This window comes from Hominimerdicola alba (assembly GCF_900109655.1).
In the GTDB taxonomy this organism is placed as follows: Bacteria; Bacillota; Clostridia; order Oscillospirales; family Ruminococcaceae; genus Hominimerdicola; species Hominimerdicola alba_B.
The window spans coordinates 63,379-79,914 of the sequence record NZ_FOAT01000010.1; the positions used below are offsets into that span (position 1 = coordinate 63,379).

A 16,536-nucleotide genomic window follows, 5' to 3' on the forward strand; every position below is an offset into this window, starting at 1 on the left:
TTATGCAGTTTCTTCCATCACGGCAGAAACTTCCGCTTTTTTCTTTGCTTCTTTCTTCGCCTTTTTGCGTGCTCTGCGCTGTTTTATCTTGTAGGGTATGAATATCTTAGCCGCACAGAACAGCAGGCAGAATGCTATGGCTATCATGGTGGAAGGTCTTACTTTCACCGTAACTTCGCCCTCGGCATCAAGCTTTTTGACATTGAACAGACATTTGACGTTCGCTTCTTTCACCCTCACCGTGAATATCATCGCCAGCAGATTAAGGGTATTGAACAGCGCCGCCTGCAATTTTCCGTAGAATGTGGCGCTTTCTGCTGCGTCTTCCTTGCCTGTTTCTATCTGTATGCTTATATCCTCCAGGCGTATCGCTTTCATGAATTTCCTGGTATACTTCAACGCAGGCGGGATATAAGGTTTTACGAATTCCCATTTTTTTCTCAGCCCATCGAGCTTACTGCCTTTTTCCTCGCTCTCCGAGTCATCATCTTTGGGCTTTTCTTCTTTTTTCTTTTCCTTTTTCTTTTTGCGGCGTTTTTTCTTCTTGTCGTCAGATTCGGTGCTTTCGGGTTTATCCTCGGAAATTTCAGTGGTTTCTTCATCAGAAACTTCCTCAACCGATTCTTCCACCACGGTTTCAGTCACCGTTTCCGAGGGCTTGTCCTCGGAAATACTTTCAACAGCGGAGTTATCCTCCTCGGTCACGATCTGGACGTCCTCAAATGTTGGGGCTTCCTCAGCGCTTTCATCAAGTGCTTCTTCGAGGATATCTTCCTCTTTCTTCTCTTCCTTACGGGCTTTTTTGCGCCGTTTTTTCTTTGGCTTTTTAGGTTTTTTCTTGCGCGGATAAAGGGTTATCCAAAGATACTTCACACGTATCTCGAACTTTCCGCTAGTCCCGCCGCGCACAAATACTATCACCGAAAAATGCAGCAGGATAACAATGACCGCTATTATTATCAGTAATATTTTTAAAATGATCGTTGTTGTCACCGCCTGTCTTTTTTTATATCTTAATAATGCGGGGGTTATTCCCCGTCTTCGGCTGCCTGTGCCGCTTCAATAACCTCATCTATCGTGACCTGTCCGCTCTGTTCTGGCAGAGGCGGCAGATCTTTCAGGCTTGAAAGTCTGAATGCCCTGAGAAAAGTCTCGGTGGTGGCGTAGGCTATTGGTCGTCCGGGAAGATCCAGTCTTCCTGCCTCGCTAAGCAGACCTTTTTCTACCAGCGAATTAACCACGCCCGATGAATCCACACCGCGAACGCTTTCAACAAAAGCCTTTGTAACGGGCTGATTGTACGCTATGATAGTCAATGCTTCCATAGCGGCAGGCGAAAGTGCGGAGTTTCGCTTTATCTCCAGCACCGATTTTATATGCGGCGCATACTCCTGCTTTGTTGCAAGCTGAAAAGCACTGTCCAGCCGTAAAAGTTCGATGCCGCTGTTATCTGCGTACTTTTCCTCAAGTAACGCAACAGCATCTTCGATGGAAGTTATATCCGTGCCCAGTGCCTCACAAATACGCTTGCACTCCACTGGTTCGCCCGAAGCGAAAAGCACGGCTTCCAGTGTATTTGAAAGTTCTTGTATCTCCATAAATCTATCCTTATCCCAGTCTCAGCCGACCCTCAGCCCAGCTGTGTGTGCCCCAGTAATATCTCGTGCCGAATCGGTTGATCTTGAAAACAATGGGCTCACTTTCGGCAATATCCTCACTGTTTGGTATGTAAGCCGCTGTTTCGGGGAATTCTGTGTTGATCTCCACGATTGGGCTCGGTGCCGATACTGTTTCTGCGGGTATTTCTGCCTGAATTTCATTTGCAGGGGTATCGACAGTTGTTTCTGTCTTTATTTCTGCCTCGATGTTATCGGCAGAATCCTCTGTTTTGATCACTGGTTCGGTCGATTCAGCAGGTGTTTCAGTTTTGACCTCTGCCTCACCGCCAGCTGCGGGTATTTCTGCAACTTTTTCAGGCTCAATATCCTCTGTCTTGATCTCGGTCTCACTGCCCTCAGCGGGTGTTTCAGCCTTGATCTCAGGAACGATATTCTCGGCAGATATCTCCGCCTTTACTTCCTCGTCCGCAATATCCTCAGGCATATCCTTTCTGCCCGAATCTACTATCCTTTGCAATTCGGGGGAAAGCTCAATTTTCAGCACAGGCAGAGTGCCGCGCTGTCTTGTTTCGCTTTTGTAGACCGTCCTCTCGGGGGGCTCATACATTTTATTATATGGCAGGGGAATGCTATCCTGCTCACGGGAATCATACCCATATGGGCTTATTCCCGAAACTTCGCGTTCTTCGTTTTCGGGAATATCTTCTCGCGAAATAGTTTCCGCACTATCTTCGGAAGTTTTTTCATCCTCACCCTCGAAAGCATTTTCAGCCCCGTTTTCAGCGGCTATCTCGGCTTCGTCAAAGTCAGATGATATCTTGCGCTTTTTTGAAGCTGAATTCATGTACACACGGGTGTTGTCATCGTTCAGGAATATCCTGCCCGACCTTGTAAGTTCCAGCACTGCGAGAAATACCGCTACACGCTCGCTTTTGTCCGCACAGCCGTCGTACATACTGTCCAGAAAACATTCGCCGCGGGTTATCAGCATTTTCAGCACATGGATTATCTTGGAAGTCACGGATACAATCCTCCGCGACAGTATAGGCTTGAACATCTCCGCTTTCAGCGGCTTGCTGTGGCGGGCTTTCTCGCTCATGCCGAGGTATGCCGCAAGCAGCTCCTGTGGGTCTTTTTCGCCTGAGAAAGTCTTCTTAACGGGCAGTTTTACAGGCTCTCTCACAAAGATATCTCCACCCGCATACTGCTCTTTCAGACGCGCTGCCGCCATCTTGCACAGCGAATATTCTATCAGGCTGCCCTGAAGTTCCTTTTTGAGCTCTTCACCCTCGTCATCCTTGGGCAGAAGAGAAACTGTCTTGATATATATGAGCCTTGCAGCCATTTCCAGAAAATCGGCTGCGTCCTCGTAGTCCTCTTTTTCCAGACCTGCCATGTATTCCAGATACTGCTCCAGCAGCACAGCTATCTCGATATCATAGATATTCAGCTTGTGTTTGCTGATAAGGTGCAGAAGCAGGTCGAGAGGCCCCTCGAACATATCCAGTTTGAATCTGGCTGTTGACATCGTCTATCCCTGCCTTATTAGAAGAATATCGAAGTTACCATTGGGTCGATGAAGAAAGCTATCTTATTCAGCAACCAGAATATACCTGATTCCAACCACCAAACAGGACCGTTCAGCAGGTCGCTGAAAAGAAAGAGAGCCATTACGATCATTGATATATAGAACTGATAGTTTTCTATCTTGGCATTTATCCTTTCGGGCAGGAAGTATGAAAAAATCTTCTGACCGTCCAGTGGTGCTACAGGTATCAGGTTGAATACAGCAAGACCTAGGTTTATGAATACGAAAGCCTCGCATATCTGCAGCAGCCAGAACAGAGCCAAATTGTTGTCTGCTACTAAATGCGCTAAATAACCATCTATAGTAGTGATGTTTTGAATCAAAAACTTATATAACGCTTCTTTATTGTTGTTGAGCACAGCTAGCAATTCACTGGTGCTGCATTTTAAAACGAATGCACCAAGAAGGAACTTATATGCTATCGTTCCCATCAGTGCCATTATAAGGTTAGATAAAGGTCCTGCCGCAGCAGTTATTGCCATACCTGCCCTCATTGATATCTTTCTATTGAATCTCGCAGGGTTTACCTGTACGGGCTTGCCCCAGCCGAAACCGCAGAGCAGTATACCAATGGAACCCATGGGGTCAAGGTGTGCCAGTGGGTTCAGGGTCAGCCTTTTCTGATAGCTTGGTGTATCGTCACCGAGCTTTGTGGCAGCCCATGCGTGGGCAAATTCATGTATGGGTATGCACATCAAAAGTATTATTAGACGTGATCCGTATCTCAGCAGTGTTTCTATTGTCATTTTAACTTTCCTCATTTCATCTGTCATATCTGCCCGTCCGATACTTTTTAGCATGGGCAGAACTTGTCTGTTGATACACAAATACATTATATATTATACTACATCTACAAGAATATTTCAAGTGCAAAGGGACTGTTTTTGTCATTTTTCATCAAATCAGCAGTTTTTTAAATTTTTTGTGAAAAGGGCTTGCAATTTTGTATGATATGTGTTATAATACTCTAGTATCATGTGATTGGATTTAAGCTGTCGGCTTAGATCGGTCAGCTTAAATTTCGTGCAAAGGAGGTGCGCACCGATATGGCAAAATGTGAAGTTTGCGGAAAGGGTGTTACTTTCGGTATAAAGGTATCTCACTCTCACAGAAGAACCAACAGAACCTGGAAGCCCAATGTAAAGAGAGTTAAGGCTGTTGTTAACGGCACTCCCACACACGTTTACGTTTGCTCCAGATGTCTGCGCTCGGGCAAGGTTGAAAGAGCATAATTTCAGCTTGTGCCTGCAAACAATGGTAAACAGTACGCTTGCGTTTTGCTACGCAGGCGTATTTTTTTATATGTTTATACCGCTGACACACCATTCTGTACAACCTTTTGACAGGCAATATCAATAGTTGTCGGTATTCTCCCCCTCGCCTGCGGCGTGGGGAAGAATACATTTCAAATAATTATTCATTATCATATCGGCATATGAAGTGGTGTACTAAAGGGATAACCATATTTTTTTATGATCACATACCAAGGTCATTACGACATGATACCGCATTTATCCGTACTTCTACGAAAGAATACCATTGGTATACGATCGTATACCAATGGTATCGGTGGTATTATAAAAGTGAACTTCTGCAGCTGCAGTAGTATTGCTGCTGTTTTAAACGTACTTGATTGATATGATCGGATATTTATTGTATGCGCTGGTTTGCAAGTTTTCGCCCTGCGTTCTTCGGAAGCGGCAATATTATTTACGCCGATAGTTTGAGCGTATGCATTAGTTCTGCATACGCTCGGATTTTTGTTGGCGGTGATTGTGGCTTCCCGCAAGCTTTTCACAAAAAGCTTGAACAAAAGCTCTCTTCTTTGGCAGTTTGCTCAGAGTTGTTGCGCTGAATGTAAATTTTTCATTTTTCTATGAAAATACTTGTAAAAATTAGAAAAATGTGATATAATACAAGAGGAGATTTGTTTATATATGTAAATATATTACTATAAACAGATCAAAAGCTGATGCAATGGGGGATGAATATGGAAAATAGTCCCAAACAGAGACCTTTGATAGGAATTGTTATAAATGAACCCGATATGGATTTTTACAGCAAGGCACTGTATCATATCCAGAAGGAGCTTTTTGCACATAATGCCGATGCGGCTATATTCAACACCCTGCTGACCCAGACCGATCAGGCAGATGTTGAAAACTCGGTGTTCTCACTTATAGAGCCCGATCTGCTTGATGGAATGCTGGTGTTCGGTTATACGATAAATAATGAAAAAGCGGCGGCTGAGATACGCCGTATCATAGATCACAGCAATATTCCCGCAGTATATATCGAATCTGAAGCTGAAGGACATGACAGCGTTATGTTCGATAATGACGAATGTGCAGATAAAATAGTAAGGCATCTTACCGAGTGGCATCATGTCAGTGATGTCTGCTTTGTCAGCGGTCCTAAGGACAGTGTATTTCATGAACGTGTGCTTCAGAGCTTCAGGAAAGCCTTTGTCGAGCAGGGAGTAGATCTGACTGAGGACAGGATATTCTACGGCCCTGACTGGGCCGGTGACTACAGCGGGATAGCTGATGATATCATCAGCCGCGGCATACCCGAAGCCATAGTGTGCTGCAGTGATTTCACGGCGGCGGGACTTGTGGGTGCGCTGAGTGAGAAAGGCATTGAGATACCCGAGGAAGTCATAGTGACGGGTTACAGCATGAATGAACCTTTTTCGGCGGAATATATGAATATAACCTCTATTGAGCGCCGTCCTGAAACTATGGCGGTGGAAGCTGTGCGAAAACTGTTCGCAAGGATAACAGGGGAGGAGTGTGTCCCGACTGAGAAAAAACCATGCTGTGTTTTTCGCAAGGGCGTTACCTGCGGCTGTGAAAGGATAAATTATGCCGAACTTTCAAGGGCGGCAATGGATAATATGGTCTCTAACAGGCGGGAGGGATTTGATTCGTACTATAATGATATGTCTGAGACTCTGATAAACGCCGACAGCTTTGGTGAGTATCTGTGGAGAATAGACTGGTTCACCAAGTATCTTGGGGATTTTGAGGGTTTCTGGCTGTGTATAAACGACGGTATACTTCACGTTCCCGGAGATAAGCTGACGGATTTTTCGGAAACTGTTTCGATAGCTTACAGCAGACAGAACGGCAATGGCGCAGTTCCCGGCGGAGCGGCATTCAACAGACATGAGCTTCTCCCTGCTATATTCAAGGAGAGAGACAAGCCCTCTGCATTTATATTCAACTGCCTGCATTTCAGGCACGTAAATTACGGCTATACTGTGCTTTCCTACTGCGATTCGGGAGCATTTTTCGATAAGCACTACGTAATGTGGCTGAGGTATGCAGCTATCGCCATGGAAAAGCAGAGAAGGAATATTCTTTACAACGACAGTGTTGCTGATGATCAGATAAGAGATCCTCTTACAGGTCTGCTGAACGTTAAGGGATATAAAAAGGTCATGACCCAGAGGTGCGGAAGCTTTGACCGCCCTGATAAGCTTATGAGGATAATCTCCGTGGACGTTGAGAATCTCAGGGGCATAAATTCGGCTTACGGTTACAGCGAGGGCGACAGAGTTCTGCAGAGGCTGGCTATGATACTCAACAACAGCGCCGGCGAGGACGATATCTGTGTCAGAGTCAGCGGCGATGAGTTCTTCATATGCGGACTTCTGGACGCTGATATGCCTGTGGACGATGTTCCTGTGGATCTGGAGAGAAATCTGGAAGCTTTTAACACTGTTTCAACAATGGACTTTGGTGTGCATTTTTATACATCAAGGGTAACGGCACCTGTTACTTCGGCTGAGATACTGGATAGTCTGCCATATGAGGCTAACTATCAGCGCACGATGGCGAAGGATAACCATAACAAGAAGCGCATGAACATCGCGGACGGAAAGGGACGTCAGCCTGTTGAGGGCTATGACGAGGAAGAGAGGAAGCTGGTCGCAAAGATACTCAACGACGACCTGTTGACTTATCATTTCCAGCCGATAGTAAGCGCAAAAACAGGGGAGATAGTGGCTTACGAAGCTCTTATGAGATATGAGGGCGGTGTGAAGATATCTCCGATAAGTATACTTAATCATGCGGCGGCTATGGGCAGATTGGACGATGTTGAACGTCATACTATGTACAACCTGTTCAGATTCATGCATGAGCACAAGAAGGAAATGAGCGACAAACAGCTCTACATAAACAGCATACCCTCCTGCACGCTGCCCGAAAAGGATTTTGAAGAGCTTTGCACCACCTACAGCGACATAGTATCAAAGATAGTAATAGAATTCACTGAGGAGACCGAGGCGAGCAAAGAGCAGCTGGAGATAGTTCTCGACAGGCGCAAACGCTACGGTTTCGGCATAGCGATAGACGACTACGGCACAGGATATTCAAATATAAGCAATCTGCTGACCTTTATGCCTAACTGCATAAAGATAGACAGAAGCCTTATTATGAATATCCACGAGGATAAGCGCAGACAGCATTTTGTAAAGAATATCATCGACTATGCCAGGGATAATCACTTCAAAGTGCTGGCTGAGGGCGTTGAGAAGATCGAAGAACTCAGAATGTTGTCGGGCATGGGAATAGACCTTATACAGGGCTATTTCACTGCACGTCCCGCACCTGAGCCTATTAAGTCAATACGCCCTGATATAAAGGAACAGATAAGAGAGTGCAACCGAGTCGACGAAAATTTCAGGATAAAGAAAACCTATTTTACCGGAAACGATAATGAGCTTTCGCTTATATCACTGGATTTCGACGATTACACCGAGGTATTCGTATCCGAGGGTGACTGTATGCTCAGAGGCTCGGAGGGGTATTCTTCACATCTGTGTATAAAGATAAAGGACGGTCTGGATTGTCGACTGAAGCTTGACGGTGTTCATCTTTCGGGCGAAAACAACGAAGCCTGCATAATCGTAGGCAAGGGCAGCAGGCTGACGCTGGAAATAACGGGCACAGTCGAGCTTGGCGGCCCGATAAGCGTTCCTGCGGGAGCGTGGATCGATATAGTAGGTGATGGCACACTTATAATGAGATCGGGTACAACGCAGAGTTACGGTATAGGTTCCGACCCGCTGAGTGAATTCGGCGTTATAGGAGTACACCTTGGCGGCAAGCTGGATATCACCATAGACGGCGAGTACTGCATTGGCATTGGCGGTGGCATGGCTTCGGCTAACAGCAGGATAGATGTTGGCTCATCGAATATCAATATCAGGCTGGCAGGCAAGCATCTTCTGTGTATAGGCAGTATTGAATCCGATGTACCTGTGACGGTGAAGAACAGTGAGCTGATGATGAGCACCCACTGTGTGACAGGTATAGGTATAGGCAGCACAAAGGGCAAGCTGACGGCTGTTATCGAAAACAGCAAGCTGACATACGATGCATCGGGCGATAATATCTCGTGCATAAATTCACCCGGTGAAGCTCACAGCACAGTGAAGCTTCGGAATACAAGCCTGGACTTTCGTATGCTCGGCAAGAATTTACTGGGCGTGGGTTCGGCCCAGGGCATACTTTCGGTTGATGCGGAAGACTGCAGTTTCGATATTTACGGCGAGGGAGCGAATGCCATCGGTATCGGCGGCATGAGCTCGGAATCGAAAATATCGCTAAAAAAATGCACAGGAGAGATAAGATTCAGCTCCAGCCACGGAGAGGTGATCTGCGGTGCTGAGGGTATGGTGAATCTAGAAGACTGTGACATACAAACGGGCATAAACATCTGAAAAAATTATTATATCAGCGTCTGGTATTTTCGCCTGACGCTGATTTTTTTGCCTAAAATTCGTTTGGTTTTAGGGAACGTTTGCGTAACTGTACGACTGCATGTACAGCCGATGAGTTTCATACTTTCGTAAATCGAAAACTAATGGGAAAATAAGGCAGATGAGTGGGCGGAGAAGTGCCGGTATACTGTATGTGGTCGGTAAATTGACTATAAAAAATCAAAATACTATATGTAGTATGAACAAAGATGTGTACAGGCACACTGTTAGTGGGTAAATAAACTGGAAATATGCACAAAGGTTAATATACAATGTCTGTAAGCACCCGAAAACGTTTTAAAAAACCGATGGTCATTTTTATAAGTACATAAATTCGTACACGTGGTGGAAATTTTATAAAAGTCTATAACATTTTATGTAAATTTTGTACACTCATTATTGCGCAGGTTGCTATTTTTACAGAATATGGAAGTGTCGAAGTTACAAAGTGGTTACAGAATTAACACTCAAATTTGCATTATGCACAAAAGCGACGACTACCGTTTGTCTATTGCTACATAATTTATTACATCGGGCAGAAAAATTTGAAAAAGCACTTGAAATTTGAACGAAAATATAGTATATTTCTTTATGGCGGAAACGTTTGAGAATAAAGAAAGGTCGAACGCGTAAACGTTTAACCAACAGAAAGGCGGAAACATCATTGGTATCATTAAAAGATATTTCCGTGCGCTGCGGCGTTTCGGTCGCTACGGTCAGCAAGGCGCTGAACGGACATAAGGACGTCAGTGAGGCGACGAGGGAAAGGCTGCTGAAAGCTGCTAAGGAAATGGGATACTTCCCGAACTCCCAGGCGCGTGCGCTGAAGACGAACAGGACACTGAATCTCGGTGTTATGTTCTCGGATGAAGCGGGAAGCGGTCTTACACACGAATTCTTTGCAAAAGTGCTCAACAGCTTCAAGACTGAGGCTGAGTCGGCAGGATATGACATCACATTCATAAATAAGAATGTGGGACGTCAGAAGATGTCAACCTATGAGCATTGCAAGTACCGTAATGTTGACGGCGTGGTGATTGCTTGTACCGATTTCACTACTCAGGATGTGTATGAGGTCATAAACGGTGATATACCTGTGGTGACCATCGATCACATATTTGACTGCCGCACAGCGATAATGTCAAATAATGAGAAGGGTATCGAGGAGCTTGTGAATTATGTGGCAGATATGGGTCACAGACGCATAGCTTATATACAGGGAAACAAATCAGCCGTTGCGGACAGAAGACTTGCAGGCTTCTGCAAAGCTTGTATGAACAAAGGGATAGAAGTTGATCCGGCGCTGCTGCTTGCGGGGGACTACCACAATCCCGAAAAGACATACGAGATGACTAAGGAGCTTATTGCGATGAGCGACAGACCCACCTGTATTTTTATGCCTGACGATTATTCGTCAATGGGCGGGTTCAATGCCATCAAGGATTCGGGATTGTCAGTACCGGAGGATATCTCGGTAGTAGGATATGACGGGATCGCATATTCGCAACTGCTCACACCGAAGCTCACGACCTATTTACAGGATACGGCTACGATAGGTGCTGAAGCTGCAAAACAGCTGATATCGCTGATCGAAAATCCACAGACCACCTTTACGGAGGTCATAACAGTTGACGGACACCTGATAGAGGGCTCGTCAGTAAAAAAACTAATTTAAGGCATTAATCGCGGCGCAATGCTGCGAAACAATAATATGATAATGCAAAATAAGGAGGAAATTTATCATGGCAAATCTTAAGAAGTTACTCGCTGGTGCTATGGCACTCTGCATGGCAGGCGCAATGTTCGCATCTTGCAGCGGCAAAGATGGCAGCGGCAGCAAGGAAAAGACGAAGGGTTCTGACAATTCTGCTAACACAATCAGAATCTACACTTGGAACGACGAGTTCAAGAGCAGATTGAGAAACTACTATCCTGAGTACGACAAGGATAAGTCAGGTTTCAGTGTTGATGCTGACGGCAACGAGAAGGTTGGCGAGCACGAGTACCTGAAGGACGGCAAGGAGATCGTTTGGGTTACAACTCCTTCTGCTGATAACGCATATCAGAACAAGCTGGATACTGATCTCGAGGGTCAGGCTAAGAGCAGCGAGAAGATCGATATGTTCCTGGTAGAGGCTGACTACGCTCTGAAGTATGTTAACGGACCTTATGCAATGCCTATCAGCGATCTGGGTATCACTGATGCAGAACTGGCTGACCAGTATCAGTACACCAAGGATATCGTTACAAGCAATGACGGCGTTCTGAAGGGTGTTTCCTGGCAGGCAACTCCCGGTCTGTTCGCTTACAGAAGAGATATAGCTAAGGAAGTTCTGGGCACAGATGATCCTAACGAGGTTCAGGCAGCTATCTCTGACTGGGATAAGTTCAACGCAGTAGCAGCTCAGATGAAGGACAAGGGTTACTTCATGCTGTCCGGTTACGATGATTCTTACAGAACCTTCTCTAACAATGTTAGCCAGCCTTGGGTTGACGACAGCAAGAACATCGTTATAGATGACAACCTGATGAAGTGGGTTGACCAGACTAAGGAGTACACCGATAAGGGTTACAACAACGGTACTTCTCTGTGGGCTGACCAGTGGAGTGCTGACCAGTCTGCTGACGGTAAGGTATTCGGCTTCTTCTACTCCACATGGGGCATCAACTTCACACTGGCAGGCAATGCTAAGAGCAATGATCTGTACTACGTTTGCCCCGGTCCTCAGGCTTACTACTGGGGCGGTACATGGATCTGTGCAGCTGAAGGCACCGACAACAAGGAAACTGTTGCTGACATCATGAAGAGCCTGACCTGCAACAAGGATATCATGCTCCAGATCACAAAGGATACTCAGGACTACACCAACAACAAGGCAGGCATGGAAGAGCTCGCTGCTGACTTCAGCTCTGAATTCCTCGGCGGTCAGAACCACATCGCTCTGTTCGTTGATGCAGCACCCAAGATAGATGCTTCTAAGATCGGTCCTTACGATCAGGGTCTGAACGAGGCATTCCAGGCTGCATTCAAGGATTACTTCACCGGCACTGTATCTAAGGATGAAGCTCTTGCTAACTTCTATACAAAGGCTAAGGAGAAGTATCCTGATCTGAACACTCCTGCATAATCAGAGAGAACTAAGGTCTAAATAGCCAAAAAAATTAAACAGCTGAAACGGGGACGGTAAAACCCGCCCCCGTTTTTCGGCTTAAATTTATATTTCAGCAAAATAAAAAAAGCAGTTTTAGAGGGTGCATTTAATGAAACATAAGTCAATCAGCTATGCAAAATGGGGCTACATTTTTGTTATCCCTTTTTTTGCTGTGTTTATTGTTTTTAACCTTTTCCCCCTGCTGTCGACATTCAAGAATTCTCTATACGAGTTCTATAAATCCAACGGTGTTACTTTTGGACCAAACTGGATAGGACTTCAGAATTATTCGAAACTGTTCTCGGCAGAGGTAAACGTTGGAAAGTATTTCATGAATACTTTCATTATCTGGCTCATGGGCTTTATCCCCCAGATATTCTTCTCTCTCCTGTTCGCTTCATGGTTCACTGACCTGAGAATGAAGCTCAAGACAGGCGCATACAAGATCATATTCTATCTGCCTAACGTTATCATGGCAGCTGCAATGGGTATGCTGTTCTTCACAATGTTTGACCAGAGCGGTCCTATGACCAACATGCTCAAGCCTTTTACAGGCGGCGTTGCCTACAAGTTCTTTGAGAATGTATGGTCACAGAGAACTATCATCGCGCTCATCAACTTCATGATGTGGTACGGTAATACTACCATCATGCTGATGGCTGCGATCAACGGTGTAGATCCTTCACTGTATGAATCTGCACAGATCGACGGTGCTAACCCGTCACAGACTTTCTGGAACATCACTATTCCTCTTATAAGACCTATCCTTGTTTATGTGCTTATCACATCTCTCATCGGTGGTCTTCAGATGTACGACGTTCCTCAGATCATCACCAGAAACGGTGACGCTGTAAACAGAACATCTATGACTATGATCATGTATCTCCAGTATCAGATGAACATCGGTAAAAACTACGGCTATGCCGGTGCAATATCCGTTATACTGTTTATAGTTGCAGCAGCTCTCTCTATGTTGGTATTCTACATCAATTCCGATAAGGATGAGAGAAGACGTAAGAAGGGAGTGAAGTAACAATGGCAGCACCTATCGATGCAGTAGGACAGATGAGTAACTCTAGGGCATTGCTCATCAGAAGAGTAATATCATATGTTGTATTGACAATATTTGCAATTATATCGCTGTTTCCGTTCTTTATTCTTCTTATCAACATGACTCGTGAATCAGCAGATATCCAGCAGGGATTTTCTCCTCTGCCGGGTACATATTTAATAAAGAACTTCAAGGCCGTAATGAACAAGCCTGACTGGGCTATGCTCGCAGCTCTGAGAAACTCGTTTATCATATCCGCAAGCTGTGCATTCTTATCTTCATATTTTTCAGCACTCACAGCTTATGCGATCCATGTATATGATTTCAAGCTCAAGAAGTTCCTGTTCACATTTATCCTTATGATAATGATGGTACCTACACAGGTATCTGCACTTGGTTTTGTTCAGATGATGAATGATTGGGATCTCACCAATAACTTCATTCCTCTGATCGTTCCTTCGATCGCTGCTCCTGCTACTTTCTTCTTCATGAAGCAATACATGGACAGCGCACTGCCCCTTGAAATAGTTGAGGCAGCTCGTATAGACGGTTGTGGTGAGTACAGAACATTCAACTCTCTGGTAACACCTATTCTGAAGCCTGCATTCGCAGTTCAGGGTATATTCATTTTCGTATCCAGCTGGAACAACTTCTTTATTCCTGCTCTGATACTCGATAAGCCAGAGCTGAGAACTCTGCCTCTGGTTATCAACCTTATCAGATCGGCAGACTATACTAAGTTTGATATGGGTGCGGTTTACATGGCAGTTGGTATTTCTATCATACCTGTTGCGATCGTATATCTCGTACTTTCCAAGTTCATTATCCGTGGTATCGCACTCGGTGCCGTTAAGGGTTAATTGTTACAGTAAGCTTATTAGTTGCTTATCATATTAATTTCGGGAAGCCGCCGTACTGCAATTTCGCAGTATGGCGGTTTTTCGATTATTTGCTATAAAGCATTATTAACATGGTATGTGTCGAATATTATAAATATATAAACTAATCATTGATTTTTTGTTAGAAGTGTGGTATGATATAAATATGATCGCAATATGGGATATCTATGCATAAGAGGGCAAAGACTGACGATAATTTTTCTTATTCTGAGTATACTATTATAATAGGAGGTAATCATGGACGAGCTTATCATGACTATCAATGTTACAACATACGAAGGATACACCGTCAAGGGCGGCAGGATGAATGTGTACATGGTGCCTTTCACTGCTGAGGCTATGGGAGAATATTTCAAAGGCGCAACCGAATTCAGAAGCTACGATACTCAGCGGGAGGACGAGAGCGGGTTCTTTCTTTCGGCGCGGTATATCCTCAGGGGAAAGGACTTTAACGGCAGAAAGTGCAGTATCTTTATTGAAAACAACAGCACAGGACAAGGGATAATCCCTACCATATGTACCGACAGCCCCGATCTTGCTTTTCTGGAATCTGCTGACCTGTATTCTCTGCTGGAATCGGATGGTAATAAAGTTACCGTGCGGATATACTCGAAAAAATAGGTCTTATGTACACTGTATATCAGAGAATTTACTCTCGCCGCTCTTTACATTTTCACACAAATATGCTATAATATAAGCACATTAAACAAAAATCAACGCTGAAATGAGGGCTGTATTATGAAAATAACATTCATTGGTGCTAACCACGAGGTCACAGGAAGCTGTACCTATGTTGAAGTCGGGGAGAAAAGATTCCTGGTTGACTTTGGTATGGAGCAGGGAACTGACCTGTATGAGAATGCAAAGGTACCATGTTCGCCCTCGGCTGTTGACTTTGTGCTGCTGACCCATGCGCATATCGACCATTCGGGACTTCTTCCGCTGCTGTATGCGGGGGGATTCTCGGGGGATATACACGCAACCAAGGCGACCTGCAATCTTTGTGCCATAATGCTCCGTGATTCGGCACATATACAGGAATTTGAAGCTGAGTGGCGCAGCCGTAAGGGCAGACGTAAGGGTCAGGACGATGTTGAGCCGTTGTATACTCTGGCGGATGCTGAGGGTGCTATATCGAAGCTGACACCGCACCCTTACGGGGAAATTATTGATATATGTGAGGGCGTAAGGGTAAGATTCACCGATGCGGGACATCTGCTGGGTTCTGCAAGTATCGAGATGTGGCTTACAGAGGGCGACGAGACAAGAAAGATAGTATTCTCGGGTGATATCGGAAACCTTGACCAGCCTTTGATACGTGACCCACAGTATATCGACGGTGCTGATTACGCTGTTATGGAATCCACCTACGGCAACCGCAGGCATGAGAAAGTCACAAACTATGTGGAGCACCTTGCCGAGATGATACAGCGCACATTCGACCGCGGGGGTAATGTTGTGATACCATCATTCGCTGTGGGCAGAACTCAGGAACTGCTGTATTTCATCAGGCAGATAAAGGAGCAGGGAATGGTGAAGAACCACGCGGATTTCCCTGTGTATGTGGATTCTCCCCTTGCGATAGAAGCTACAAGGGTCTTTATGGAAAACAAGGAGAACTGTTTTGATACCGAGGCTCTTGAATATGTTGAAAAGGGCATAAACCCCATAACTTTCCCCAACCTGAATATCGCTGTCACAAGTGACGAATCAAGGATGATAAATTTCGACAAAACGCCGAAGATAATTATTTCCGCCAGCGGTATGTGCGAAGCGGGTCGTATAAAGCATCACCTGAAGCACAACCTGTGGCACAAGGAATGTCTGGTGCTTTTCGTGGGATATCAGGCGAACAATACTCTGGGCAGAAGCCTTGTTGAGGGCGCTAAGACTGTCAAGCTGTTCGGTGAAGAGATAACCGTTGCCGCTGAGATAAGGACACTTCCGGGCATCAGCGGTCATGCTGATATCGATGGTCTTGATAAGTGGATAGATTCCATGGAGCGACCGAAGACCGTGTTTATAAACCACGGCGAGGACGCTGTGATGGAGGAGTACAAGCGTCATCTGGAAGAAAAGGGCTATAATGCCCAGACACCTTTCAGCGGCGCTGAGTGCGACCTTATCACGGGTGTATTCACTCAGGCTGAACCCATAAAGGTAGTCAGAAAGACTGCACCCAGCACGGGTTATCAGAGACTGTGCGCATCGCTGGACAGACTTTCTGCACTGGTGGCTGCAAGCAAGGGTCTCACAAACAAAGACCTTGCAAAGCTTACGGACAGCATAAACAATCTGTGCGCAAAGTGGGAAGACTGATATATTATAATATGACAATCCATTTAGCACATCACTTTAATAACGGATATTTATTTGAGATGTATTCTTCTCTCCGCCGCAGGCGGGGGAAGAATACCGCCAACTACATGATATTGCCTGTCAAAAAGTTGTAAGAAT

12 protein-coding genes are annotated in these 16,536 nt (G+C 45.2%); 8 read left to right on the forward strand and 4 right to left on the reverse strand.

The genetic code is table 11. The features are described 5' to 3' along the window. From BMY75_RS11410 to BMY75_RS11425, 4 genes are read right to left on the reverse strand one after another with little or no spacing between them, the layout of a single operon-like run. Complete coding sequence (locus BMY75_RS11410) at positions 1–993, reverse strand: hypothetical protein (RefSeq protein WP_074833963.1); 993 nt, start codon at positions 991–993, stop codon at positions 1–3. 35 nt (positions 994–1,028) lie between these two features. After that, entirely contained in the window at positions 1,029–1,598 is a 570-nt protein-coding gene (scpB, locus tag BMY75_RS11415) for an SMC-Scp complex subunit ScpB (RefSeq protein WP_074833965.1), read from the reverse strand. A gap of 10 nt (positions 1,599–1,608) precedes the next feature. Next, positions 1,609–3,147 (reverse strand): segregation and condensation protein A, encoded by a 1,539-nt coding sequence (locus tag BMY75_RS11420; protein ID WP_074833967.1) that lies wholly within the window; start codon positions 3,145–3,147, stop codon positions 1,609–1,611. Between the two features lie 17 nt (positions 3,148–3,164). After that, complete coding sequence (locus BMY75_RS11425; RefSeq protein WP_074834059.1) at positions 3,165–3,953, reverse strand: site-2 protease family protein; 789 nt, start codon at positions 3,951–3,953, stop codon at positions 3,165–3,167. Between the two features lie 300 nt (positions 3,954–4,253). Here BMY75_RS11425 and rpmB point away from each other — a divergent pair, with 300 nt between their 5' ends. The 8 genes from rpmB (at position 4,254) to BMY75_RS11465 (ending at position 16,398) form a co-directional block, all read left to right on the forward strand. Continuing rightward, positions 4,254–4,439, forward strand: a complete 186-nt coding sequence (rpmB, locus tag BMY75_RS11430) for a 50S ribosomal protein L28 (RefSeq protein WP_013499373.1) — start codon at positions 4,254–4,256, stop codon at positions 4,437–4,439. A 758-nt stretch (positions 4,440–5,197) separates the two neighbouring features. Next, positions 5,198–8,938: an EAL domain-containing protein gene (locus BMY75_RS11435; RefSeq protein ID WP_074833969.1), complete on the forward strand. Its 3,741-nt coding sequence runs from the start codon at positions 5,198–5,200 to the stop codon at positions 8,936–8,938. A gap of 703 nt (positions 8,939–9,641) precedes the next feature. Then, positions 9,642–10,652, forward strand: coding sequence for a LacI family DNA-binding transcriptional regulator (locus BMY75_RS11440; RefSeq protein WP_074833971.1), 1,011 nt, complete (start codon positions 9,642–9,644; stop codon positions 10,650–10,652). A 67-nt stretch (positions 10,653–10,719) separates the two neighbouring features. Further along, entirely contained in the window at positions 10,720–12,105 is a 1,386-nt protein-coding gene (locus BMY75_RS11445) for an ABC transporter substrate-binding protein (RefSeq protein WP_074833973.1), read from the forward strand. A gap of 133 nt (positions 12,106–12,238) precedes the next feature. Next, positions 12,239–13,162: a carbohydrate ABC transporter permease gene (locus BMY75_RS11450; protein ID WP_074833975.1), complete on the forward strand. Its 924-nt coding sequence runs from the start codon at positions 12,239–12,241 to the stop codon at positions 13,160–13,162. Positions 13,163–13,164: 2 nt separating this feature from the next. After that, positions 13,165–14,040 carry a carbohydrate ABC transporter permease gene (locus BMY75_RS11455; protein WP_139199808.1) on the forward strand — a complete coding sequence of 292 codons (876 nt, stop codon included), beginning with the start codon at positions 13,165–13,167 and terminating at the stop codon, positions 14,038–14,040. A 276-nt stretch (positions 14,041–14,316) separates the two neighbouring features. After that, positions 14,317–14,700 carry a hypothetical protein gene (locus BMY75_RS11460; protein WP_074833977.1) on the forward strand — a complete coding sequence of 128 codons (384 nt, stop codon included), beginning with the start codon at positions 14,317–14,319 and terminating at the stop codon, positions 14,698–14,700. Between the two features lie 117 nt (positions 14,701–14,817). Beyond that, positions 14,818–16,398 (forward strand): MBL fold metallo-hydrolase RNA specificity domain-containing protein, encoded by a 1,581-nt coding sequence (locus BMY75_RS11465; RefSeq protein ID WP_074833979.1) that lies wholly within the window; start codon positions 14,818–14,820, stop codon positions 16,396–16,398. Positions 16,399–16,536 lie beyond the last annotated feature (138 nt).